Source organism: Pectobacterium quasiaquaticum (assembly GCF_014946775.2).
Classification (GTDB): Bacteria; Pseudomonadota; Gammaproteobacteria; order Enterobacterales; family Enterobacteriaceae; genus Pectobacterium; species Pectobacterium aquaticum.
Map to the genome: position 1 here is coordinate 1,756,740 of NZ_CP065177.1, position 24,800 is coordinate 1,781,539.

Sequence of the window (24,800 nt, forward strand, 5' to 3'; positions counted from 1 at the left end):
GCTCCTCCGTCCGTATTGATTCATCAAGCGGCCAGAATGGTGTTCATGTCCTGTTCAACGGTGGTAATCGCACGCATACCGAATTTGTCGTTCAGAATGGCAAGCAGGTTATCCGTCAGGAAGCCCGGAGCAGTCGGCCCGGTGTAGATATTCTTCACGCCGAGGGACAGCAGGGTGAGCAGGATGACAATCGCTTTTTGTTCAAACCAGGACAGCACCAGACTCAGCGGCAGATCGTTCACGCCACAGCCCAATTTTTCCGCCAGTTTCACGGCCAGAATAATTGCCGCATAGGCGTCATTACATTGGCCGACATCCAGCAGACGTGGCAGGCCTTCCAGCGTACCGAAGTCCAGTTTGTTGAAACGATATTTACCACAGGCCAGCGTCATGATCAGACAGTCTTGCGGAACGTTCAGCGTAAAGTCGGTGAAGTAGCTACGTTCTTCACGGCTACCGTCACATCCACCAACTAGGAAGACGTGGCGCAGTTTTTTCTGTGCAACCAGATCGATGACGGTATCCGCAGCGCTCAACAGCGTTTCACGACCAAACCCGACGGTGATCATGTGCTCGATTTCGCTGTATGGGAAGCCAGCCAGACTCTGTGCCTGTTCGATAACCGAGCTGAAATCGTCGCCTTCCAGGTGGTTCACGCCCGGCCAGCCTACGATGCTACGCGTCCAGATGCGGTCGCCGTAGTTGCCTACGTTTGGATCGATAATACAGTTAGAGGTCATGACGATTGCGCCAGGGAATTTGGCAAACTCAGTCTGCTGATTCTGCCAGCCGCTGCCGTAGTTACCCGCCAGATGCTTGAATTTTTTCAACTCTGGGTAACCGTGTGCAGGCAGCATTTCACCGTGGGTATAAATATTCACGCCGGTGCCTTCGGTTTGCTCCAGCAGCATGCGCAGATCTTTCAGGTCATGACCCGAAATCAGAATCGCTTTACCCGCAATTGGGCGGACGTTAACGGAGGTCGGCTGTGGATGACCGTAAGCATTAGTCTCGCCATGGTCGAGGATCGCCATAACGTTGAAGTTCATTTTACCGATGCCCATTGCGTTGTTCAGCAGGGTGTCAACATCGGATGGCTGTGTGCCCAGCCATGCCATGAAAGCATGGTATTCGGCATAGATCGCATTGTCATACTGACCAAGAACGTGGGCGTGCTCCATATAAGCTGCCGCACCTTTCAGGCCGTAAAGGTTGAGCATGCGCAAGCCGTGAACGTCGTCACCAACGCTGGCTTTATCGCTGTCCAGCGCAAAATCTGCTGCCTGTTGCAGTAAGGTCGGAATATCGTTACCTGCCAGTTGAAGGGCTGCCATTGGGTGATCGACGGTCACGGTGGCATCGTGCAGACGGCAGCGAACAGCCAGTGACTCACGCAGTGTAATGGCTTCCTGTGCGTAGCCAATAATGCGTTGGGAATCGAAGTTAACGTTGGTCAACGTCGAGAAGAAAGCGCGTGGCGCAAAGTTGTCGACATCGTGATCGATGATACCCAGATCGCGCGCTTTCAGCGCCCAGGCAGAAAGCCCTTGCAGCACCGCGACCAGCAGGTCTTGCAGATCGGAGGTTTCTGCGGTTTTGCCGCACATGCCCTGCGCGTAAGAGCAGCCGTTTCCAGCAGGGGTACGAATCGTTTGTTCACATTGCACACAAAACATAATGACTTCCTTTTTTAAGTTGCATTTTAAATGCTTGTTTAAAGCATAGTGGTAGCCGAGGCAGGTAAAAAGGCTTTTTTACTGCAACTTTAGGTAAATTTGATTTAGCGCAAGTTTGGTGATGGGCAATGAAAATCACTCTCAATCACAGCCCGTAAACAAAGGGGAAATGGTGCTCTGTGTGTGCTTATGAAGAAAATAACGCCATCAATATGGGGGCTGCAAGGCTTAATAAGAAGCCGTGTACGATAGCCGCAGGCACGACGTCGATACCCGCGCTGCGCTGCAAAACAGGTAGCGTGAAATCCATCGAGGTTGCGCCGCAAAGGCCTAATGCACCGGAGCGATTACGCTGTGCCAACACGGGAACCAGCATAATCGCCAGTAGCTCGCGAGTCAGATCGTTGAAAAATGCGGTGCTGCCGATGACGGGCCCGAGGGCATCGGTTAGCAGAATGCCCGACAGCGAATACCATCCATAGCCGGATGCCATCGCCAGACCAGTTTGTAGCGGCAGCCCTAGAATCCACGCGGCCAGCAGGCCACCACCGAGCGCACTGATACCGACGATGATCGCGATGACCAGACCGCGACGGTTTAAGACGATTTGGCGCAACGTCATCCCGCTGTTACGCAGTTGAACGCCGACCAGAAAGAGCAGGAAAATGAGTGCATATTCGCTGCCTTTGCTGGCGTAGGTGAATCCCGGCCATTGCGTTAAGCCCAGCAAAAAACCACCGAATACCACGCCGCAGAGTTTGAACGATTCAAGGATCATTCGCAGTCGGGAAAGCGGTGCCGCGTCTCTGTACTTACTACGCCACGCACTGCGTTTTTCCCACAGCCACAGGGCAATGCCGTTTGCCGCGACAATACAGAAGGCGAAGACGGCAGTGTAGCGGAAGATCAGTAACAAATTGCTGCTGAGATTTTCCAGAAAAGCCAGGCTTATGCCCATCAAAAACAGAATGACGTACACCATCCAATTCAGCAGTTGGTTAATCAGCTGTAATGTTTTTTTGCCGCGCAGCGGTAACAGATAGCCAATGATGAGCGGTAATAAAATAATTAATAATCCTGAATACATCACAGAATTGATGTCCTTACGCGAGAAAAACGGCGCTAACCCGTATTTTAGGATTGACGGGGGTTACCGTAGTTAAACCATGAGGCTTTTCTTCTTCAGCTCTACCCCGATAGGGTTCGGCACGGAGGAAATACAAACCGTGCGTTGACAACATCGTCATTAACAATATTGTGTCATTAATAACCTCGTGGGATTCATCGGCTACACTTGGCGGGAAGAAAAACGATAATCTATTAAAATTAAACAAATTATCGCGGTGAGTAAAGCGCTGTCTGGCAGGATATTCTATACGGTGAGCGTTTTTGCAGCAGAAACTCGCAGGCCGCTGCTACAGGAGAGAAGGATGCATCTGGAACGTATTGAAATCCTGGGATTTCGGGGAATCAATCGTCTGTCGCTGACGCTGGACGATAACAATGTACTGATTGGTGAGAACGCCTGGGGAAAATCAAGCCTGCTGGATGCGCTCTCGCTGCTGCTGGCACCGACGCTACCGCTCTATCATTTTGATATGCAGGATTTTCACTTCACACCGGGAGATGAAAATAGCCGAGAAAAGCATCTTCAGGTTATTTTTACGTTTTGCGAGACGGCACCCGGCCATCATCTATCCCCTCGCTACCGTTCGCTGAGCCCCGTTTGGATTGAGGGGAATGAGTCGCTATACCGCGTTTTTTATCGCCTGGAAGGTGAGGTGGACGAAAGCCAGTCAGTCTTCACCTTGCGCAGCTTTCTTGACGCTGATGGGCACCCGATACCGCTGGATGATATTGATGAACTGGCCAGAGAGATCATCCGCCTGCATCCGGTGCTGCGGCTGCGAGACGCGCGTTTTATACGGCGCTTGCGTTCTGGGACGTTGGCCGCGACGTTAGATAACAGCAATGAAAAGTTGACTCAGCAGTTTGAACAACTGATGCGCGAGCTGGTGCAAAATCCGCAGAAGCTGACGGATAAAGAACTGCGTCAGGGACTGGTGGCGATGCGACAACTGCTGGAGCACTATTTTTCCGAGCAGAATGCCACAGGTAACGACCGACGCCATCACCGGCATGCGCGAACGCACAATGGTAAATCGTGGCGATCGCTGGATAACATCAATCGGCTGATTGCCGGCCCCAATAGCCGCAGTCGCCGAATTATCCTGCTGGAATTGTTTTCTACGCTGTTACAGGCGAAAGGATCGGTGGCTTTGGATCCCCATGCGCGTCCGCTTTTGCTGATTGAAGACCCGGAAACCCGGTTGCACCCGATTATGCTATCCGTCGCTTGGGGGCTTCTGGTGCACTTGCCGCTCCAAAAGGTCACAACAACGAATTCAGGCGAGCTGCTGTCGCTGGTGCCGATGGAGCAGGTGTGCCGTCTGGTGCGGGAATCCTCACGGGTGGCGACATATCGCATTGGTCGTCAGGGTATGAATGCGGAAGATAGTCGACGCATTGCGTTTCACATTCGTATGAATCGACCTGCGTCACTCTTTGCCCGCTGCTGGCTGCTGGTGGAAGGGGAAACCGAAGTGTGGATGCTGAATGAACTGGCGCACCAATGCGGACACCATTTTGAGGCGGAAGGGGTGAAAGTGATTGAATTTGCCCAGTCGGGACTCCGGCCATTGCTGCGGTTCGCACGTTATATGGGGATTGAATGGCATGTGCTGGTTGATGGCGATGACGCGGGGAAGAAATATGCCGCGACGGCAAAAGGCATGCTAGCCGCACAGGATGAGAGCGAGCGCGATCATTTGACCGTCTTGCCCGCATCGGACATGGAACACTACATGTATCGTGAGGGATTCAGCCACGTTTATCACCGCATCGCACAGTTGCCGGAAAAAGTGCCGCTCTCGATGCATAAAATCATCATCAAGGCGATCCACCGATCATCCAAGCCAGACCTGGCGATTGAAGTCGCGATGGAAGCCGCAGCGAGGGGCAGCGAGGCAATCCCACCGCTTATTCGCAGCATGTTCTCCCGCGTGCTGTGGCTGGCCCGTGGGCGGGCGGATTAGTGTAATACATATAAAAAAATGCCGTTCAGTGTAACGAACGGCATTTGTCGCATCATAGTCATTTTATGGTTTGGCGTAGCGTGTTCTGAGTCGATGTGTAGGGTGTAGAAAGGGTCAGGATACGGCCTCGGCGATTTGCGGCACGATCAGGCAGGCATGATTGCCTTTTGGCCCTTGATGAACATCAAACCTGACAACCTGCCCGGCTTTCAGAGTCCGGTAGCCATCCATTTGAATGGTTGAGTAGTGCGCGAAGATATCGTCACCGCCCCCTTCTGGACAGATAAAACCAAACCCTTTGGCGTTATTGAACCATTTAACAGTACCTGTCTCCATGCATTGACATCCTTCGCAAGAGTATTCTTTTCAGTAAGGTGTGGTTATTTGGTTACTACGAATACGAATTGATTAAAACCCCATCAATTCATCCGTACACTTTAGTGAAATCGATCCCAGCGTCAAGCGATCCACCGCGCGGCGAGGAGGGCAGTTTGCCAAAGTTTGATGCAGATAACGCTATTGATGAACCTACGATCGCGTTGCCTCATCAAGATGTCGGTTACAGACCTTGAATTTTGCTTTCCGAGAACCATTTAATTCCTCAGGTGGTAAAATAAAAAGCAGACGTGCTACTGTAAATGTAGAGATACCCGTCATCTTTCAAGTCGCAGGCACTCATTTCCTGCTTCTCGGATCTATTAGTAATAAACAGACTGATGTCGTGAGTTGCGATATTCGTTACATGATGTGGATAGAGAATGGGAAACAACAGTACGTGGTCACAATCTGAGAACCTGACCGCCGATAAACAGAAAGAAAAATTGCAGCCGCCATCGATGTATAACGTGGTGTTGAATAACGATGATTACACGCCGATGGAATTTGTTATTGACGTTCTGCAAAAGTTCTTTTCTTATGATATTGAACGTGCAACGCAGCTTATGTTAAGCGTGCATTATCAGGGCAAAGCAATTTGTGGCGTATTCAGCGCTGAAGTGGCTGAGACCAAGGTCGTACAAGTCAATCGTTATGCCAGAGAAAACGAGCACCCGCTGCTCTGTACGCTGGAAAAAGCCTGAAGTCAGGCAATTTATTGGGAGAGGTGCCTATGCTCAATCAAGAACTGGAACTCAGTCTCAACATGGCTTTCGCCAGAGCGCGTGAGCACCGACACGAGTTTATGACCGTGGAGCACCTGCTGTTGGCTCTGCTCAGTAACCCAGCCGCCCGTGAAGCATTGGAAGCCTGCACGGTAGATTTAGCCGCGCTGCGTCAGGAACTGGAAGCGTTCATTGAGCAAACCACACCAACATTACCGCAGAGTGACGACGAGCGAGAAACGCAACCCACGCTCAGCTTCCAGCGCGTACTCCAACGTGCCGTCTTCCACGTGCAGTCCTCCGGCCGCAGCGAGGTGTCTGGCGCCAACGTTCTGGTCGCGATTTTTAGCGAGCAGGAATCTCAGGCCGCCTACCTGCTGCGCAAGCATGACGTCAGCCGTCTGGATGTCGTGAACTTTATTTCTCACGGCACACGTAAAGAAGAATCCGATCAGGCGCCAAACCCTGAAAGTCCCGTCAATGAAGAACAGGCAGGAGGGGAAGATCGTATGGAAAACTTCACCACCAATCTGAATCAACTGGCTCGCGTTGGCGGTATCGATCCGCTCATTGGCCGGGATAAGGAACTGGAGCGCACGATTCAGGTATTGTGCCGTCGTCGTAAAAATAACCCGCTGCTGGTCGGCGAATCCGGCGTCGGTAAAACTGCGATTGCTGAAGGGCTGGCCTGGCGTATTGTGCAGGGCGATGTACCGGAAGTGATGGCGGAGTGCACGCTGTACTCGCTGGACATCGGCGCGCTGCTGGCTGGCACCAAATACCGCGGTGACTTTGAAAAACGTTTCAAGGCGCTGCTAAAACAGTTGGAACAGGATAAAAACAGCATTCTGTTCATTGATGAAATCCACACGATTATCGGCGCGGGTGCAGCGTCCGGCGGTCAGGTTGATGCGGCTAATCTGATTAAACCGCTGCTTTCCAGCGGCAAGATTCGCGTTATCGGCTCGACCACCTATCAGGAGTTCAGCAATATCTTTGAAAAGGATCGGGCGCTGGCGCGTCGTTTCCAGAAAATCGATATCACTGAACCGAGCGTGGAAGAAACCGTACAAATCATTAATGGTCTGAAGCCGAAATATGAGGCTCACCATGATGTTCGCTATACGTCGAAAGCGGTTCGTGCCGCGGTAGAACTGGCCGTGAAATACATCAATGACCGTCACCTGCCGGATAAAGCGATTGATGTGATCGATGAGGCTGGTGCACGCAGCCGTCTGATGCCGGTCAGTAAACGCAAGAAAACGGTCAACGTGAGTGATATTGAATCGGTTGTCGCCCGCATCGCCCGTATTCCAGAAAAAACTGTTTCCGCCAGCGATCGCGATGTGCTGAAAAATCTCAGTGACCGCCTGAAAATGTTGGTGTTTGGCCAGGACAAAGCAATCGAAGCCTTGTCTGAGTCTATCAAGATGAGTCGTGCAGGGTTGGGTCAGGAGCGTAAACCAGTTGGTTCCTTCTTGTTTGCTGGTCCTACCGGCGTGGGTAAGACGGAAGTCACGTTACAGTTGGCCAAAGCGCTGGATATCGAACTGCTGCGCTTTGATATGTCCGAATACATGGAGCGCCATACGGTTAGCCGCTTGATTGGCGCGCCTCCCGGCTATGTGGGCTATGATCAGGGCGGCCTGCTGACGGATGCGGTGATTAAGCACCCCCATGCGGTACTGCTGTTAGATGAGATCGAAAAAGCGCATCCTGACGTCTTTAACCTGCTGCTGCAGGTAATGGATAACGGTACGCTGACGGACAACAATGGCCGTAAAGCGGATTTCCGCAATGTCATTGTCGTCATGACCACCAACGCAGGCGTGCGGGAAACACAGCGTAAATCCATCGGCATCATCCATCAGGACAACAGTACGGATGCGATGGAAGAAATTAAGAAAGTATTTACGCCGGAGTTCCGTAACCGTCTCGACGGTATTATCTGGTTCAACCATCTGTCGACCGATGTCATTCAGCAGGTTGTCGATAAGTTTATCGTAGAACTTCAGGCGCAGTTGGATGCGAAAGGCGTGTCGCTGGAAGTGAGCGATGAAGCGCGCGACTGGCTGGCAGAAAAAGGTTATGACAAGGCAATGGGTGCCCGACCAATGGCACGCGTGATGCAGGAAAGCCTCAAGAAACCGCTGGCCAACGAGCTGCTGTTTGGTTCGCTGGTGGACGGAGGGTCTGTGACGGTGCAACTGGATAAAGAAACGCAACAGCTGACGTATGGCTTCGTGAGTGCGCAGAAGCGAAAAACAGAAAGTGTTAATTAATCAATATCGTGTGTTATCTAAGAGGGATGCTGAGGCATCCCTTTTTTATGTTTCTGGGCTGCACTGAATAGTATGGCTACCCAAAAACAAAAGCCCTTACCATAAAGGAAAGGGCTAGGGAGGGAGTCACATCCTCATATATCGCTGTGATCAGCGATGAGCGAACCGGTTAGCGGCTGCGGAAGACAATGCGGCCTTTACTCAGGTCGTACGGGGTTAACTCTACAGTGACTTTGTCACCCGTCAGGATGCGGATATAGTTTTTACGCATTTTACCGGAGATATGAGCGGTAACCACGTGCCCGTTTTCCAATTCAACGCGGAACATGGTGTTGGGCAGCGTATCAAGCACGGTGCCTTGCATTTCAATATTGTCTTCTTTGGCCATCGAATCCTCTAGGTCTAACTACCTTTATTTTTTAACCGCAAGATAATGCCGAAAAACCGACATTATGTAAAGAAGCGTTCACGTTTGGGGCGTTATTTCCCCGATTACTCTATCAGAATGCGGGTTCTGGGAGCTGTTGTGGTCGCCAACAGCCGTTGTCGACGGCAATATCTTGCCACTGAAAAAGCTGTTGCAGAAAGCGATCGCGGGGTATTTCACTCACGCCGAGAGAAGCGGTATGGGAGTTTAGCACCTGACAGTCGATCAGATGACCACGATGACGAATAAAATGTTGTTGAAACGCCAACAACGCATATTTTGAGGCGTTATCCATGCGGCTGAACATTGATTCACCGCAAAATAATCGGCCTTGTTCAATACCATATAACCCACCAACCAGTGCGCTATTGTGCCACACTTCGACGGAATGTGCTTTCCCAACCTGATGAAGCTGGCGATAAGCTGAAATTATGTCTGGCGTAATCCAGGTACCGTCATGGTGCTCATGCGCGCAGGCGTGAATAACATCATCGAATGCCTGATTCAGCGTCACATGAAAAGTATGACGCTTCAGAAATTTTTTCATGCTGCGGCTGAGATGGAATTCACCGGGAAACAGAACCGCGCGTGGGTTTGGTGACCACCATAAAATAGGCTCACCGGGAGAAAACCAAGGGAAAATGCCCTGTCGGTAAGCTGCGTTTAATCGGGCCACGGAGAGGTCACCGCCAACGGCCAGCAGGCCGTTGGGGTCATCTAGCGCATGGTTCGGATCAGGAAACTGAAGCGATTGAGATGAAAGCTGGTATAGGCGCATGTTTTTCAAACGTTGTGTTTCACGGAAATTGCCTTAAACGTGCTGGCAGAATTGCCAATAACGACCTTTTTGTGCCATTAAAGCCTGATGACTGCCCTGTTCGATCACTTTGCCATCGTCCAGAATACAGATGCGATCCATCGATTCTAAACCGTATAGCCGGTGAGTGATGACGATCAGCGTCTTATTGGCACAGTGCTGGCGGAGCAGTTGCAGAATACGCTTTTCGGTTTCAGCATCCAACCCTTCAGTCGGTTCATCCAATAGAACGAGCGGTGCATCGTGCAATAAGGCACGTGCCAACGCGATACGACGCTGTTCCCCACCTGACAACTGTCGACCGCCTTCTCCCAGCCAGGCATTCAGCCCTTCGTTTTCTAGCAGTTTTTCTAACCCAACCTGCTGTAATACCTCGGTCAGTTTTTCATCTCGTGTGGTCGGTGCTGCTAACAGCAGGTTATCACGCAGCGTTGCGCTGAAAATATGTACGCGCTGCGGCACCACGCTCATCATGGCGCGGAGATCGTCTTCTCGCCAATCGGCAATAGGATGTCCATTCAGCGTAATGTCTCCGTATTCACAATTCCATGCCCGAGTCAGCAAGTGCAATAGCGTCGATTTCCCGCATCCGGTACGTCCTAGCAGCGCCAGATGCTCGCCCGGTCGAATGGAAAGCGTAATATTTTGCAACACAGGCTGGGGTTGACTGGGGTATGTGAAACCGACATGTGAGATGTCTAGCGACGCTTTACACGAAGTTTCTGGCCCATGTTCTGGGAACGTAGTGTCAACGGGCTGGCGAATGATCTGATCGACCCGAGCCGCGGAGGCAATCACTTGTCCCATATGCTGGAAGGCCACCGTGACAGGGGCCAGCGCTTCGAAAGCCGCAAGTGAGGCGAACACGAATAGCGCAATCAACGCACCGGGCTGTGGGTTATCACCAACCCCATCCGCTGCCAGCCATAGAATCAGGGTAACGGTCAGTCCGCTACATAAAATCATCACCGCCTGAGACAGGCCGGTAAGGTTGGCCTGCTGATGTTGTCGGCGCAGCCAGTTAATTTCCACCAGAGCCAACTGTTGACGGACGCGACTGAGTGCGCCGAAGACGGTGAGTTCCGCTTGACCTTGTAGCCAGGTCGTTAGCTGAAGGCGATATTGTGCACGCAGCGCGGTCAAATCCTGCCCGATACCGTTCCCCGCCCGATAAAAGACAATCGGCAGGCACAGCAGCAGTACCAGCATAATGGCGCCGAGCGTCAGAGCCAGTGAGGCATCAAGGAAGCTCAGGCCGTAGCAAACGATAAGAATGACGGCGAATGCGCTGACGATGGGTGAAATCACGCGGAGATAGAGGTGGTCGAGCGTATCCACGTCTGCCACCAGCCGGTTTAGCAGTTCAGCCTGACGAAATTGTGCCAGCCCACCCGGAGAGAGCGGCAGAATGCGAGAAAAGGTGAAAACACGTAAGCGTAGCAAAACGCGGAAGGTGGCATCGTGGCTGACGACTCTTTCCGCGTAGCGCCCAGCAGTACGGGCGATAGCCGCGCCGCGCACGCCAGCGGCGGGCAGCATATAGTTAAACGTGAGCAGCCCGACGATCCCCGCCAGTGCGGCACCCGCCAGAAACCAGCCGGATAGGGCGAGTAGACCAATACTGGCCAGCAACGTAGCAATGGCCAATATCACGCCCAGACTCAAATACCAGAAGTGCTGACGATAAAGTGCCAGAAATGGTTTTAATACCTGCATCGTTTTCATCTGAGCCATTACAGCGCCTCCTGTCGTTGTGCCAGTAGCGTCGCGAAGGGACCCGCTTCGGCTCGGAGTGTTTGATAATCACCCTGTTGAACTAACCGACCGCCTTCCATGACCCAGATCGTGTCATATTCGACGATCTCGGTGAGCTGATGCGTGATCAGCAGCGTGGTCTGTGAACGTGCAGCGTCGTTCAGCGCCGTCATAACGAGCGCCTCGCTATGGACATCCAGACTGGCTGACGGTTCATCCAGCAGCAGTAAGTTGCAAGGATGAATGAGCGCACGGGCAACGGCGACGCGCTGTGCCTGTCCGACGGAGAGGCGTGCCGCACCGTCACCGGTTGTCGTTTCCAGACCCAGCGGGAGGTGCGGTAAAAATTCCTGTACATGCGCACGCTCAATCGCCTGTTGCAATTCAAAAGGGCTGGCCTGCGGATTACCCAGCAGAATATTGCTGCGTAGCGTCTGTTCCGGTAGGTGGGGATTTTGTCCGACCCAGCTTAACTGCTTGCGCCATGATTCAGGCGTCAACGTGTTCAATGCCTGACCGTTGACGGTGAGTGAACCGCGATAGGGCAGAAATCCCAGCAGCACATTCAGCAGCGAGCTTTTTCCTGCTCCGCTGAGGCCGACCAGCGCGATACGTTCACCTGCACGAATATCGAACGTCAACGGTTGGGTCAGCGGTGTACCATTCGGCGCGAGGACAACCAGATCTTCCGCCCGGATAGCAATGGCGTTATCGCTGCTGAACTCGTGTGTGCCAAAGCCGACCGTTTCGCCTTCCTCTGACAAAAAAGTCACCAACGATTCTGCTGCCCCGATAGCCTGAGCTTTGGCATGATAGAAGGTGCCCAAATCGCGTAAAGGCTGAAAGAATTCTGGAGCCAGAATCAATACGAGAAAGCCAGCGAAGAGCGTCACCCCCATGCCGTAATGACCAAAATCCAGTTCCCCGAGATAAGAGAAACCGAAATATACGGCGACAACGGCGATTGAAATGGAGGCGAAAAACTCTAGCACGCCTGATGAGAGAAACGCCATGCGCAGCACTTCCATCGTGCGGCTACGAAAATCCTCGGAGGCATGACGGATTTCTTCAATTTCAGCCTTGCCACGATGGAACAGACGCAGAGTCTCCATCCCGCGCAGGCGATCGAGGAAGTGTCCGCTCAGGCGTGCCAGCGCCAGAAAATTACGTCGGTTGGCATCTGCCGCGCCCATGCCAACCAGCGCCATAAAAAGCGGGATGAGAGGAGCGGTTAGAAACAGAATCAGACCTGCGGCCCAGTTGAGCGGAAAGATCGTGATTAAGATAAGCAGAGGAATCAGCGCGGCAAGATACATCTGCGGCAGGTAGCGGGCGTAGTAATCCTGCATATCATCAACCTGCTCAAGAATCATCGTTGCCCAACTGCCAGCCGGTTTGCCCTGTACCCAAGCAGGACCAAGCTGTTGTAATCGGTCCAGTACTAGCTTACGAATTTGCTGTCGAACGGCCTGTCCGCAAAGAAAACCCACACGCTCGCGTAACACGCTGTTGAGTGCGCGCAGAATAAATGTGGCGATCAGCAGAAGGAAGGGGGAAAGCAGGGATTCGCGAGTAGCATGCTCGATAATCAAGGCATGAAGCAGTGCCGCTAACAGCCAGGCTTGCGCCACGATTAATGCACCGCTCAGGAATCCAAGCAGGAGTGAAATCCGGAGCCAACGTTGCGCCAGCTTACTCTGCTGTTTCAGCCAGGCGGTCAGTTCTTGCTGTCTGGTTTTTTTCATCAGGCACCAGTTCGTTATATTGCAGAAATGGACTTAACAGAAAATAACTCTCATGCAACCGTTAGTTAACAAAATTATCTTCTATCACGCAGAATGACGTCATGTTACCGCGACAGGGGCGCGCTGCAAACGAAAAGGAGAGGGGAAATGGGTGAGACGATCAATTTTGTGTTGCGGAAAGTAAACCAAAAGTGAAGAAAACGGAACGGCCATTGCCGCTCCGTTATCAGCAGCGTATTACTTGTTGACTGTCAGCCCGTCAAGGTAACGTTCAGCATCTAGTGCCGCCATACAGCCAGTACCTGCGGAGGTAATGGCCTGACGGTAGATGTGATCCATGACGTCGCCTGCGGCAAAGACGCCAGGAATACTGGTCTGTGTCGCGTTGCCGTGAATACCGGACTGCACTTTGATATAACCGTTTTCCAGTTCCAGTTGATCGCCGAACACGGCCGTATTTGGGCTGTGGCCGATAGCGATAAACACGCCAGCCAGCTCCAGTTCTTCCGCTGCGTCGCTTTGCGTATCGCGGATACGGACACCGGTTACACCCATGTCATCGCCCAGCACTTCGTCCAGCGTACGGTTGGTATGCAGGATGATGTTGCCGTTTTTGACTTTGTCCATCAGGCGGTCGATCAGAATTTTCTCTGAACGGAACGTCTCGCGACGGTGGATCAAATGCACTTCCGCAGCGATGTTAGACAAATACAAAGCTTCTTCTACTGCGGTATTCCCGCCGCCAACTACAGCGACTTTCTGATTACGGTAGAAGAACCCGTCACAGGTTGCGCAGGCAGAAACTCCTTTGCCTTTAAAGGCCTCTTCTGACGGCAGACCGAGATAACGAGCCGATGCCCCCGTGGCAATGATCAGCGCGTCACAGGTGTATTCGGCGCTATCACCGAATAAACGGAAGGGACGGTTCTGTAAATCAACACGTTCAATATGATCGAAGATCACTTCAGTATTGAATTTGGTCGCGTGTGCATGCATACGCTCCATTAACAGCGGGCCAGTTAAATCATCGGCATCACCCGGCCAATTTTCTACTTCGGTCGTGGTCGTCAACTGACCGCCTTTTTCCATGCCAGTGATTAATACTGGCTGTAGATTCGCCCGTGCAGCATACACTGCGGCAGTGTAGCCAGCCGGGCCTGAACCCAGAATCAATAACTTGTGATGTTTAACGGTACCCATGCTTTCCTCATTTCATGACGGCGGATAATGTTTATATGGACGGTCTCTACGACAAACACGTCTCCTTATTACAAACAGTCTCTACCACGGACAATGCGAATGATTGTAAGGAAATTACAAGAGTAAAAAAAGTATGCAGAAAAGTTGCTGGCTATTTGTTTAATCGTTAATGGCGATGGCGACGACAAATCGCTGAAAAATCAGCCACATTCATAAGTAAAATGATTGAAGTCACCTTGACGAAGGACTCTGGCTTATCCAATCTGGCAGTTTCTTCTGATTTTCGTTGTTTTGCTTTGACAATCGGCTGTGCATTTGCGAAAACATCTGGGTAAGAGGAAATTTTTTGTATGTGAACAGTTAAAAGCTCGGCTTTTTATTCGTTTTTGCGCAGGTAGACCTTTGGGCCACGGATATGACGTGATGGTCTTCTTCGCGGGTAAGCAATACGTGGGGCGATAACGAGAAGTTAATGACTGTTGATATACAAAATAGGCAGCGTGTCTTCTTTAAGGGTAGCTCTGATACATGAGGTCTATCGGGGTAAAGCGGGTGCAGGGAAAAGTGAAGAGAGACAATAATAAATGGTAGACACTAAGAAACGGCCAGGAAAAGATCTCGATCGTATTGATCGTAACATCCTGAATGAATTGCAAAAAGATGGGCGTATTTCCAATGTCGAGCTTTCCAAACGTGTTGGGTTGTCGCCAACGCCTTGTCTGGAACGTGTACGTCGTCTGGAAAGACAGGGCTTCATTAACGGCTACACAGCGCTGCTAAACCCGCATTATCTGGATGCGTCACTGCTGGTTTTTGTTGAAATAACGCTAAACCGCGGCGCGCCTGATGTATTTGAACAGTTCAATGCTGCGGTGCAAAAACTGGAAGAAATTCAGGAATGTCATCTGGTTTCCGGTGATTTTGACTACCTGTTGAAAACGCGTGTGCCAGACATGTCCGCTTATCGTAAGCTCCTGGGTGAAACGCTGCTGCGTTTGCCGGGCGTAAATGACACTCGTACCTATGTGGTGATGGAAGAAGTGAAGCAAAGCAACCGTCTGGTCATTAAGACGCGATAAACGTGTGGGTGCAAAACCCGATAAATTCAGCTACACTCCTGTGAATTTATACAGTCCCAGCGCCGGGTTTTCTCGGCGCTTTGTCATAAACCTTACAGGCCCCTGGAGAGACTCTTGAGCCAGGAATATACAGAAGATAAAGACGTTACCCTGAAAAAGCTCAGTGGAACACGTCGTTTGCTTGAAGCGATTTTAATCGTTGTGGCACTTTTTGCGGTTTATCTTAGTGTCGCACTACTCAGTTTCAGCCCCTCCGACCCCAGTTGGTCACAGACTGCATGGCATGAACCGATTCACAACCTTGGTGGTGTAGCAGGTGCATGGCTGGCGGATACGCTGTTCTTCATTTTTGGTGTGCTGGCCTACGCTATTCCGCCGATTATGTTATCTCTGTGCTGGGTCGCCTTCCGCCAGCGTGATAACAACCAGACTATTGACTACTTTACCTTTTCACTTCGCCTGATTGGGACATTGGCGCTGATCCTGACCTCTTGTGGTTTGGCTGCGTTGAATATTGACGATCTCTACTATTTTGCTTCCGGTGGTGTGTTGGGAAGCCTGTTGAGCAGCTCAATGATCCCACGTTTTAACAGCATGGGCGCAACGCTGATTCTGCTGTGCGTGTGGGGGGCCGGGTTAACGCTGTTTACCGGCTGGTCATGGTTAACGATCGCTGAAAAAATTGGCGCGGGTGTCTTGGGTTGTTTGACGTTTATGTCAAACCGTTCACGCCGCGACGAGGACTACCGCGAAGAACACGATCGTGAAGAGGATGAGCGCGATGCGCTTAATCTGCGTCACGATGAGGCGTCGGGTGAGGCCGTAACACAACAGCGTGATGACGATGACGTTCTATTTTCTGCGCCTTCCGTGGCTGATGCGGCAAACGACACGATAGCAGACAATAATATAGAAGCCTCATCACCGTTAACCGATAGCGCGCCGACGGTGACACAACCGGCTCTCGCCGCTGAAACGCCGGTGGCAGGGTCCACATTGTCTGATGTGGCAGCGTCTGATTCAGCATTACCAGAATCAGTATTCTCTGGTTCATCGTCTGGCATTGTGCCGCCAGTTACTCCATCCCCGAGTGATTCGACGCCGTTGCCAAATCCACCGCTGTATTCGTTTGAAATCCCTGAAATGCCAGAGATTGCAACCTCACCTGAGCTCCATAGCAGTGCGTATGCATCTTATGGCAATAGTTATGGAGAGAGTGCTGTACCACCGATTGTCTCGGCACCTGTGATTCAACCTTTTGCTGAGCCGCTACAACCGGCACGCGATACGGATTTCAATACGAACAGCACGTTTATGCCTGCGTTCAGTGCCGATGGCGATGATAATCCGCAGATTAAACGCGGCGTAGGGCCTGAACTGCCGCGTCCTAATCCAGTACGTATTCCTACTCGCCGCGAGCTGGCGTCATATGGAATCAAACTACCGTCGCAGCGGCTGGCTGAAGAACAAGCAAGGCTGCAGGCGCAGAATGGTAGTGCAGAAACGGAATTGGCGAACGACGTGTATCAGGAAGAGACTCCGGATGACCTCGCCCAGCAGGAAGCGGCATTGCAGCAAGCGTATCTGGATCAGCAACGTCAGCGTTACGGTGATGAATACCCGTTACAGGAAGACGATGAAGACGCGCTTCTGCAAGCGCAGCTAGCCAGAGATTTCGCAGCACAGCAGCAGTCACGTTATGACGACAGTGTGTTGCAGCGCGATGAGGAAATTCCTGCTCCGATAGCACCGGCGGCGGCGGTCAGCGAGCCTGTTCAGCCAAACCCTGTTACATCGTACAGCGCTTTTTCATTCTCGCCGTTTAGCGCGGAGAATGAGCGCGAGCCTGAACCGACTACGTTCAGCGAGTCCACGTATTCACCGCCGTCTTACCGTTCTGAACCCGAGCTTCCGCCGATGCATGCTGGTGAAGATGAGGACGACGACGATGATCGCAACCCGTTGGCGTTTAGTCAGCCAATGCAGCCAGCGTCAGCGCCTGTTGAGGCCGCGAAACAGGAAAATGTGGCAACACCAACGCATCATCCTGCAATGGATGGCTTGATTCATCCGTTCCTGATGCGTAATGAACAACCGCTGCAGAAGCCGACTACGCCGCTGCCAATCTTGGATTTGTTGACGCCACCGCCGGCTAGCGAAGCGCCTGTTGATAATTTTGCACTGGAACAGACGGCGCGACTGATTGAAGCGCGGCTGGCTGATTTCCGGGTAAAAGCTGATGTGGTCGATCACTCTCCCGGGCCGGTGATCACACGGTTTGAATTGGATTTGGCTCCGGGCGTCAAAGCGGCTCGTATCTCGAATTTGTCGCGCGATTTGGCACGTTCGCTGTCGGTTGTCGCGGTGCGTATTGTTGAGGTTATCCCCGGCCGACCGTACGTCGGGCTGGAGTTGCCGAATGCACATCGCCAGACGGTTTATCTGCGAGAAGTGTTGGACTGCGATCAGTTCCGAGATAATCCATCGCCGCTGTCGATTGTGTTGGGTAAAGATATTGCGGGTGAACCTGTCGTTGCCGATTTAGCGAAAATGCCACACCTGCTGGTTGCGGGTACGACAGGGTCGGGTAAGTCGGTCGGCGTTAACGCCATGATCATCAGTATGTTGTATAAAGCCACGCCAGAAGACGTACGCTTTATCATGATTGACCCGAAAATGCTGGAACTCTCGGTGTACGAAGGTATTCCGCATTTGCTGACGGAAGTCGTGACCGACATGAAGGATGCGGCCAATGCATTACGCTGGTGTGTCGGTGAAATGGAACGCCGTTACAAGCTCATGTCAGCGCTTGGTGTACGAAATCTGGCGGGATACAACGAACGGGTGATGACGGCAAATGCAATGGGCCGTCCGATCCCCGATCCGTTCTGGAAACCGAGTGACAGTATGGATATGACGCCGCCGGTGCTGGAAAAACTGCCGTATATTGTTGTGATGGTCGATGAATTTGCTGACTTAATGATGGCGGTGGGTAAGAAAGTTGAAGAATTGATTGCCCGACTGGCACAAAAAGCGCGTGCTGCGGGGATCCACTTGGTGCTGGCGACGCAGCGTCCTTCAGTTGATGTCATCACCGGATTGATCAAAGCAAACATCCCGACGCGTATCGCGTTTACCGTTTCCAGTAAAATCGACTCACGGACTATCCTCGATCAAAGTGGCGCTGAGTCGCTATTGGGGATGGGGGATATGTTGTATATGGCGCCTAACTCCTCGATACCTGTCCGTGTTCATGGCGCTTTTGTGCGTGATGAAGAAGTTCATGCCGTCGTTCAGGACTGGAAGGCGCGTGGTCGCCCTCAATATATCGATAATATTGTTAGCGGTGGCGACGATGCTGAAGGAGGAAACCTTGGTCTTGATGGTGATGAAGAACTCGATCCGCTGTTCGATCAGGCTGTAGAGTTTGTGGTCGATAAGCGTCGGGCATCAATCTCTGGCGTACAGCGTCAGTTCAGAATCGGCTATAACCGCGCTGCGCGAATTGTTGAACAAATGGAGGCGCAGGGTATTGTCAGCGCTCCAGGACACAATGGTAACCGTGAGGTATTGGCACCGCCATCGATGGAATGAAAATGCAGTATTGATTGACGTCATCTACTAAGGGCTGCTTAAGCAGCCCTTATGCAAAGAAGCGTAAAAGCAGCAATAAGCAGATAATTCACCTATCACCGTTCGACTGGGTTCAGATAACATAGATCTATAGATAATGTAGCTCGACGAATAACACCGATCTGTAAAGAACATAGGCGCTATGTAAAGCGTCTGACCTCGATAGATGAAGGTTCGTTATATCAAGAAATTCAAAGGATTATGCGTATGAAAAAGTGGTTAGCTATCAGTTGCCTGATTGCAGGTGTTACCTCAACCGCTGTCTATGCGGATGCGGCAAAAGATTTGCAGGGTCGCCTCAATAAAGTCAGCAGTTTCCACGCCAATTTCAGCCAGAAAGTCACCAGCGCTGACGGCGCAGCGGTACAGGAAGGGGAAGGCGAACTGTGGTTGAAACGTCCTAACCTATTTAACTGGAAAACCACATCACCTGACGAAAGTGCGTTGATTTCTGATGGCAAAACGCTTTGGTTCTACAATCCGTTTGTTGAACAAGTCACGGCAACCTGGCTTAAAGATGCAACAGGCAATACGCCGTTTATTCTGATCACGCGTAACGACACCAGCGACTGGAATAAATACGATGTGCGCCAGAAAGGTGATGATTTTGAACTTACGCCGAAGTCAGCGAGCGGTAATCTGAAGCAGTTTGCGATTAATGTGACGACAAGCGGCACAATCAAACAGTTTACCGCGACGGAACAAGACGGTCAGCGGAGCACTTATGTGCTGAAAAATCAGCAAAACGGCGCTGTTGATGCCGCACAATTCACGTTCACACCGCCGAAAGGCGTCACGCTGGATGACCAGCGTCAGTGAGGCCAGAGTGAGCAATCTGTCCCTTGATTTTTCCCATAATGAATTCCAACCGCTGGCCGCGCGTATGCGGCCAGCGACGTTGGCACAGTATATCGGTCAACAGCACCTGTTAGGAGCTGGTAAGCCTCTGCCACGAGCTATTGAGGCAGGGCAGTTGCACTCAATGATTCTCTGGGGGCCGCCAGGAACGGGAAAAACCACGCTGGCAGAACTGATTGGGCATTACGGGCAGGCGGATGTTGAACGTATTTCTGCCGTGACGTCCGGCATCAAAGAAATTCGTGAAGCGATTGAGCGTGCTCGACAAAATCGCAATGCGGGGCGTCGCACTATTTTGTTTGTCGATGAAGTCCATCGTTTCAACAAAAGTCAGCAGGATGCATTTCTGCCACATATCGAAGATGGAACGATCACCTTCATTGGTGCGACAACCGAAAACCCCTCTTTCGAACTCAATTCCGCGTTGTTATCTCGCGCCCGCGTCTATTTGCTAAAAGCGCTGACGGCGGAAGATATCGAGCAGGTCTTGCAGCAGGCAATGAGCGATAGCGAGCGTGGGTACGGCGGACAGAATATTGTTCTGCCTGCCGAAACTGCGCGAATGCTGGCTGAATTGGTCAACGGCGATGCCAGACGTGCGCTGAATAGTCTGGAAATGATGGCCGACATGGCGGAAATCGGCGCGCAGGGCATGCGTGTTCTGACGCCTGCACTTCTCAACGAAATCGCTGGTGAGCGTAGTGCTCGCTTTGATAACAAAGGCGACCGCTATTACGACCTGATTTCGGCGTTGCATAAATCGGTAAGAGGCTCCTCGCCGGACGCGGCGCTTTATTGGTACGCCAGAATCATTACCGCCGGTGGCGACCCGCTGTATGTTGCCCGACGGCTGTTGGCAATTGCATCGGAGGATGTTGGCAACGCCGACCCGCGTGCGATGCAGGTGGCTATCTCCGCCTGGGATTGCTTCACTCGTATCGGCCCCGCAGAAGGGGAGCGCGCCATTGCTCAGGCGATTGTTTATCTGGCCTGCGCTCCTAAAAGTAACGCCGTGTATAGCGCATTTAAAGCCGCGATGCAGGATGCGCGCGAGAAGCCAGACTATGATGTTCCCGAGCATTTGCGCAATGCGCCTACTCGGTTGATGAAAGAAATGGGGCTCGGCGCAGAGTATCGGTACGCACACAATGAACCTAATGCCTATGCCGCTGGCGAGAGCTATTTTCCGCCGGAAATGGCCGATACGCACTATTACGCGCCAACCCCACGCGGCCTTGAGGGCAAAATTGGTGAAAAGCTCGCCTGGCTTGCCACTCAGGATCAAAATAGCCCGACAAAACGCTACCGTTGAACTAAGCGTTGCGGTAAGGTTATTGCGGTATTTTCTGAAACCGGCCGCGTAGCGCGCCGTGTACGCCACCATTTCATTTGATAATCATAAGCACAGGATTAGCATGCTCGATCCCAATTTACTGCGCAATGAGCTAGACGCAGTCGCCGAAAAGTTACTGGCTCGCAGAGGCTTTAAGCTGGATGTTGAGACCCTGCGTAAGCAGGAAGAACGTCGTAAAGTATTGCAGGTAGAAACTGAAAACCTGCAGGCAGAGCGTAACTCCCGATCGAAAGAGATTGGTGCAGCGAAAGCACGCGGTGAAGATATCGAGCCTTTGCGTCGTGAAGTTAACACATTAGGCGAAAAACTGGATGCCGCGAAAGCCGAGCTGGATCAGTTGCAGAATGAAATTCGCGATCTGGCGTTAACGATCCCGAACCTGCCGGACGACTCTGTGCCGCTCGGAAAGGACGACACGCAGAACCAGGAAGTGACTCGCTGGGGTGAGCCACGTAAGTACGATTTCCCCGTACGCGATCATGTTGAACTCGGAGAGATGGCTGCCGGGCTGGATTTTGCCGCTGCGGTGAAATTAACCGGTGCGCGTTTTGTCGTGATGAAAGGACAGATTGCCCGTCTGCACCGTGCGCTTGCCCAGTTCATGCTGGATTTGCATACACAGCAGCATGGCTATCAGGAAGCGTATGTTCCTTATCTCGTCAACCACGCCACGCTATACGGTACGGGTCAGTTGCCTAAGTTTGGTGAAGATTTGTTCCACACCAATCCGTTAAGCGAAGAAGCAGATAGCAGCCAGTACGCGTTGATCCCGACGGCCGAAGTTCCGTTGACCAACTTGGTGCGTGACGAGATTCTTGATGAAGAATCCTTACCGTTGAAAATGACGGCACACACGCCGTGCTTCCGTTCAGAAGCCGGCTCATATGGTCGTGATACGCGTGGGTTGATTCGTATGCACCAGTTTGACAAGGTTGAACTGGTACAAATCGTTCGCCCTGAAGATTCTATGCAGGCGCTGGAAGAATTGACGACTCACGCTGAAACCGTGCTGCAACTGCTGAAATTACCGTATCGTAAGGTCTTGCTGTGTACGGGTGATATGGGCTTTGGCTCCACCAAAACTTACGATCTGGAAGTCTGGCTGCCAGCGCAGGATACGTACCGCGAAATCTCCTCTTGCTCAAACATGTGGGATTTCCAGGCGCGCCGTATGCAAGCTCGCTGCCGTAGCAAGTCCGACAAGAAGACTCGACTGGTGCATACGCTGAACGGTTCTGGCCTGGCAGTCGGTCGTACATTGGTTGCCGTTCTGGAAAACTACCAGCAGGCTGATGGCCGTATTGAGGTTCCAGAAGTGTTGCGTCCGTATATGGGCGGGCTGGAATTTATTGGCTAATTGCGGTTATCTGAATAAAGCGCCTCAGGGCGCTTTTTTTACGCCATAGTTTCGGTAATATTTTTTCATCGTAAAAAGAGTTTATCTACCTTAAACCACCCGAGTTACTTAAATTTTAAGTTAAAAATAATTTAAGATCAGCGATGTAGAGGCTTTCTGTTTTTAAGCGTAGTGGGTTTCCTGTTGGTGTTGATTAATTCTTTCAATCTATCACTTGAAAAAGGACTTTTAGCACTTTTGCCCTGATTGACTTTTATATACGCAGTGGCATGATGCGCTCACTCTTCTCCGGTTGTTTGGTTACCCACTTCGCTATGCCTGCTTATTCTCGCCCAGTGCTGTTATTGCTCTGCGGACTTTTGTTGCTGACAGTTTGTATTGCGGTATTAAATACCCTAGTACCGCTATGGTTGAGTTATCAATCTCTTCCTGTCTGGCAGGTTGGCCTTGTTGGTTCATCCTACTTCGGCGGCAATCTGGTTGGAACGCTACTAGCCGGTAAATTAATCAAGCTTTATGGGTTTAACCGCAGCTATTATTTCGCGGCTTTATTATTCGGCATTGCGATCCTTGGCCTCGGTATTTCTGCGGATATCGGCAACTGGCTGTTGTGGCGTTTCCTTGCTGGGATCGGCTGTGCATTAATCTGGGTTGTGGTTGAAAGCGCTTTGTTATGCAGCGGAACGCCGACGCAGAGAGGGCAACTTCTGGCTGCTTATATGATCGCTTACTACCTCGGTAGCGTGATTGGACAGCTTCTGCTTGGGGTATTGCCAACTGCGTTGCTGGGCGTGCTGCCGTGGATGGTCGCGTTAGTTATTTTGGCGGTATTACCGCTGTTGTTTACTCGACTTCCTACGCCGCCAGAGCAGCACGAAAAGCATATCAATATGTGGAAAATGCTGACGTACCGCAGTGCCCGTTTAGGCGTACACGGCTGTATTATTTCCGGCGCAATTTTAGGATCGCTGTATGGCCTGATGCCGCTGTACCTCTCGCATCAAGGAATGAATGATGCGCAGGTTGGATACTGGATGGCGCTGTTGATCAGCTCCGGTATCATCGGGCAATGGCCTGTTGGACGCATGGCCGATCGTTATGGTCGGTTGCTGGTTCTGCGGGCATTAGTCTTTGTGGTGATTATTGGCTGTATTGCTATGTTCAGCATTAGCCACTATGCCATGGCACCGTCGCTGTTCCTGCTGGGGTGTGCAGGGTTTACGCTGTATCCCGTTGCCATGTCGTGGGCATGTGAGAAAGTGCTGCCTGATGAACTGGTCGCAATGAATCAGGCGCTGCTCCTCAGCTACACGCTTGGCAGCCTTTGCGGACCAAGCGTCGCTGCGGTATTGATGCAAAGCTACTCCGATCGATTGCTGTTTGTATTGATCGCGGTTATTGCCATGATCTACCTGATGCTGTTGCTCAGAAAAGCCGATCATCATCCAACGCCATTAGCCGCCGCCTGAGCTAGCGACATCAAGGCTGGCCAGCGAACTTTGTCCTGCTTCTACCATGTTATTCCACAGCGCTTCGGCTACTGGGCTAAGGCGCTGTTTTGCGTTTCGCACCAGATAAAATATGCTGGTGAGCCCGAGTTTTTCTGGTGAAATAGCTGTGAGTTGTCCAGTTTCAACCCATTTCGCTGCATAGTGATCGGGAAGAAAGCCAATATGTGTGCCAGCTAATAAGAGCAGCAAGCTACTTTCTAAATTCCAGGCTGTATTTTGCAAACCTTTCTTTGCGACTGGGCCTAGTTGCTTACTAATTTCGTGCAGTGCATGGCCACCAATGAGTAACCTGTTCGGGTTAAGTGTTCCATCACGCCACTCTTTTTCTATCCTCGCTGCATTTTCTGAAGCGGAATAAAAATAACTTTTTTCAACGAAAACGGGCTGAAAATAGATGTCGGTTGGAACATCATCCGGTAAGACGCTCAAGATAATATCGATATGACCATTCTTTAGGCGTTCCATCAGCGGTGTGTAATCACCGATCTCTAGTTCAACCGCAACGTCAGGGCTCTGGCCGTACAATTTCCCAATCGCCTTGGAGATAACTTTGGCAGGGTGGGTGACAGTATTATCCAAACAGCCAATACGGGCTTCACCGATGAGTTGATGCTTGATCCGTGCTAATCGATTTGCAAAGTCGTCCAGCGTGGCGATAACCGATTTGGCTTCCTGATAGACCACTTCACCTTCCGTTGTGAGAGCAAACCCTCCACGCCCTCGTTCGCACAGGACTAGCCCGAGCGTATCCTCAAGGCGAGACAGGTAGTGACTTAGGACGGGTTGGCTTAATCCTGTTACGGACTGTGCATTGGTAATTCCTTGTTTTTCAACGATTTTGCAAAAAAGCTTTAACCAGCGAATCTCCAGTTTATCTAAGCGCATAGCATGTCCTTCGCATACATCACATA

18 protein-coding genes are annotated in these 24,800 nt (G+C 51.6%); 9 read left to right on the plus strand and 9 right to left on the minus strand.

What is annotated here, in order from left to right:
• Positions 1 to 23: 23 nt before the first annotated feature.
• Together hcp and IG609_RS08165 are read right to left on the minus strand one after the other, a co-directional pair.
• Positions 24 to 1,676 carry a hydroxylamine reductase gene (hcp, locus tag IG609_RS08160; protein ID WP_193397672.1) on the minus strand — a complete coding sequence of 551 codons (1,653 nt, stop codon included), beginning with the start codon at positions 1,674 to 1,676 and terminating at the stop codon, positions 24 to 26.
• Positions 1,677 to 1,863: 187 nt separating this feature from the next.
• Positions 1,864 to 2,763 (minus strand): LysO family transporter, encoded by a 900-nt coding sequence (locus IG609_RS08165; protein WP_193397673.1) that lies wholly within the window; start codon positions 2,761 to 2,763, stop codon positions 1,864 to 1,866.
• Between the two features lie 343 nt (positions 2,764 to 3,106).
• Between IG609_RS08165 and IG609_RS08170 the strand changes: the two genes are divergently transcribed.
• Positions 3,107 to 4,771 (plus strand): ATP-dependent endonuclease, encoded by a 1,665-nt coding sequence (locus IG609_RS08170; protein ID WP_193397674.1) that lies wholly within the window; start codon positions 3,107 to 3,109, stop codon positions 4,769 to 4,771.
• Positions 4,772 to 4,885: 114 nt separating this feature from the next.
• On the opposite strand, the gene cspD is transcribed toward IG609_RS08170, so the two are convergent.
• Positions 4,886 to 5,107 (minus strand): cold shock-like protein CspD, encoded by a 222-nt coding sequence (cspD, locus tag IG609_RS08175; protein WP_095699219.1) that lies wholly within the window; start codon positions 5,105 to 5,107, stop codon positions 4,886 to 4,888.
• Positions 5,108 to 5,529: 422 nt separating this feature from the next.
• Here cspD and clpS point away from each other — a divergent pair, with 422 nt between their 5' ends.
• A complete protein-coding gene (clpS, locus tag IG609_RS08180; RefSeq protein ID WP_095699221.1) occupies positions 5,530 to 5,850 on the plus strand; it encodes an ATP-dependent Clp protease adapter ClpS in 321 nt (106 codons plus the stop codon).
• Between the two features lie 29 nt (positions 5,851 to 5,879).
• Positions 5,880 to 8,153 carry an ATP-dependent Clp protease ATP-binding subunit ClpA gene (clpA, locus tag IG609_RS08185; protein WP_193397675.1) on the plus strand — a complete coding sequence of 758 codons (2,274 nt, stop codon included), beginning with the start codon at positions 5,880 to 5,882 and terminating at the stop codon, positions 8,151 to 8,153.
• A gap of 169 nt (positions 8,154 to 8,322) precedes the next feature.
• On the opposite strand, the gene infA is transcribed toward clpA, so the two are convergent.
• The 5 genes from infA to trxB form a co-directional block, all read right to left on the minus strand.
• Positions 8,323 to 8,541, minus strand: a complete 219-nt coding sequence (gene infA / locus IG609_RS08190; protein WP_002211347.1) for a translation initiation factor IF-1 — start codon at positions 8,539 to 8,541, stop codon at positions 8,323 to 8,325.
• A gap of 112 nt (positions 8,542 to 8,653) precedes the next feature.
• Positions 8,654 to 9,358: a leucyl/phenylalanyl-tRNA--protein transferase gene (gene aat / locus IG609_RS08195; protein WP_193397676.1), complete on the minus strand. Its 705-nt coding sequence runs from the start codon at positions 9,356 to 9,358 to the stop codon at positions 8,654 to 8,656.
• Between the two features lie 33 nt (positions 9,359 to 9,391).
• Positions 9,392 to 11,131 carry a heme ABC transporter ATP-binding protein/permease CydC gene (gene cydC, locus IG609_RS08200; RefSeq protein ID WP_193397677.1) on the minus strand — a complete coding sequence of 580 codons (1,740 nt, stop codon included), beginning with the start codon at positions 11,129 to 11,131 and terminating at the stop codon, positions 9,392 to 9,394.
• Positions 11,131 to 12,897, minus strand: coding sequence for a heme ABC transporter permease/ATP-binding protein CydD (cydD, locus tag IG609_RS08205; protein ID WP_193397678.1), 1,767 nt, complete (start codon positions 12,895 to 12,897; stop codon positions 11,131 to 11,133). Before cydD ends, cydC begins: the two co-directional genes overlap by 1 nt.
• 237 nt (positions 12,898 to 13,134) lie before the next feature.
• Positions 13,135 to 14,097 carry a thioredoxin-disulfide reductase gene (trxB, locus tag IG609_RS08210; RefSeq protein ID WP_193397679.1) on the minus strand — a complete coding sequence of 321 codons (963 nt, stop codon included), beginning with the start codon at positions 14,095 to 14,097 and terminating at the stop codon, positions 13,135 to 13,137.
• A 584-nt stretch (positions 14,098 to 14,681) separates the two neighbouring features.
• On the opposite strand from trxB, the gene lrp reads away from it, so the two are divergent.
• The 6 genes from lrp to IG609_RS08240 all read left to right on the plus strand — a co-directional run bounded on the left by lrp (position 14,682) and on the right by IG609_RS08240 (position 23,847).
• The gene (gene lrp, locus IG609_RS08215) at positions 14,682 to 15,176 is read left to right on the plus strand and encodes a leucine-responsive transcriptional regulator Lrp (protein WP_010277211.1); all 495 of its coding nucleotides are present in this window, start codon (positions 14,682 to 14,684) and stop codon (positions 15,174 to 15,176) included.
• A 114-nt stretch (positions 15,177 to 15,290) separates the two neighbouring features.
• Positions 15,291 to 18,770: a DNA translocase FtsK 4TM domain-containing protein gene (locus tag IG609_RS08220; protein WP_193400443.1), complete on the plus strand. Its 3,480-nt coding sequence runs from the start codon at positions 15,291 to 15,293 to the stop codon at positions 18,768 to 18,770.
• Positions 18,771 to 19,016: 246 nt separating this feature from the next.
• Positions 19,017 to 19,628, plus strand: coding sequence for an outer membrane lipoprotein periplasmic chaperone LolA (gene lolA, locus IG609_RS08225; protein ID WP_102116253.1), 612 nt, complete (start codon positions 19,017 to 19,019; stop codon positions 19,626 to 19,628).
• A gap of 7 nt (positions 19,629 to 19,635) precedes the next feature.
• Positions 19,636 to 20,979 (plus strand): replication-associated recombination protein A, encoded by a 1,344-nt coding sequence (locus tag IG609_RS08230; RefSeq protein WP_180786596.1) that lies wholly within the window; start codon positions 19,636 to 19,638, stop codon positions 20,977 to 20,979.
• Between the two features lie 103 nt (positions 20,980 to 21,082).
• Positions 21,083 to 22,378 carry a serine--tRNA ligase gene (gene serS, locus IG609_RS08235; RefSeq protein ID WP_102116254.1) on the plus strand — a complete coding sequence of 432 codons (1,296 nt, stop codon included), beginning with the start codon at positions 21,083 to 21,085 and terminating at the stop codon, positions 22,376 to 22,378.
• A 314-nt stretch (positions 22,379 to 22,692) separates the two neighbouring features.
• A complete protein-coding gene (locus IG609_RS08240; protein ID WP_193397687.1) occupies positions 22,693 to 23,847 on the plus strand; it encodes an MFS transporter in 1,155 nt (384 codons plus the stop codon).
• Here IG609_RS08240 and IG609_RS08245 read toward each other — a convergent pair.
• Complete coding sequence (locus IG609_RS08245) at positions 23,833 to 24,774, minus strand: LysR family transcriptional regulator (RefSeq protein ID WP_193397681.1); 942 nt, start codon at positions 24,772 to 24,774, stop codon at positions 23,833 to 23,835. The two genes, IG609_RS08240 and IG609_RS08245, sit on opposite strands and share 15 nt — an antisense overlap.
• Between the last annotated feature and the right edge of the window lie 26 nt (positions 24,775 to 24,800).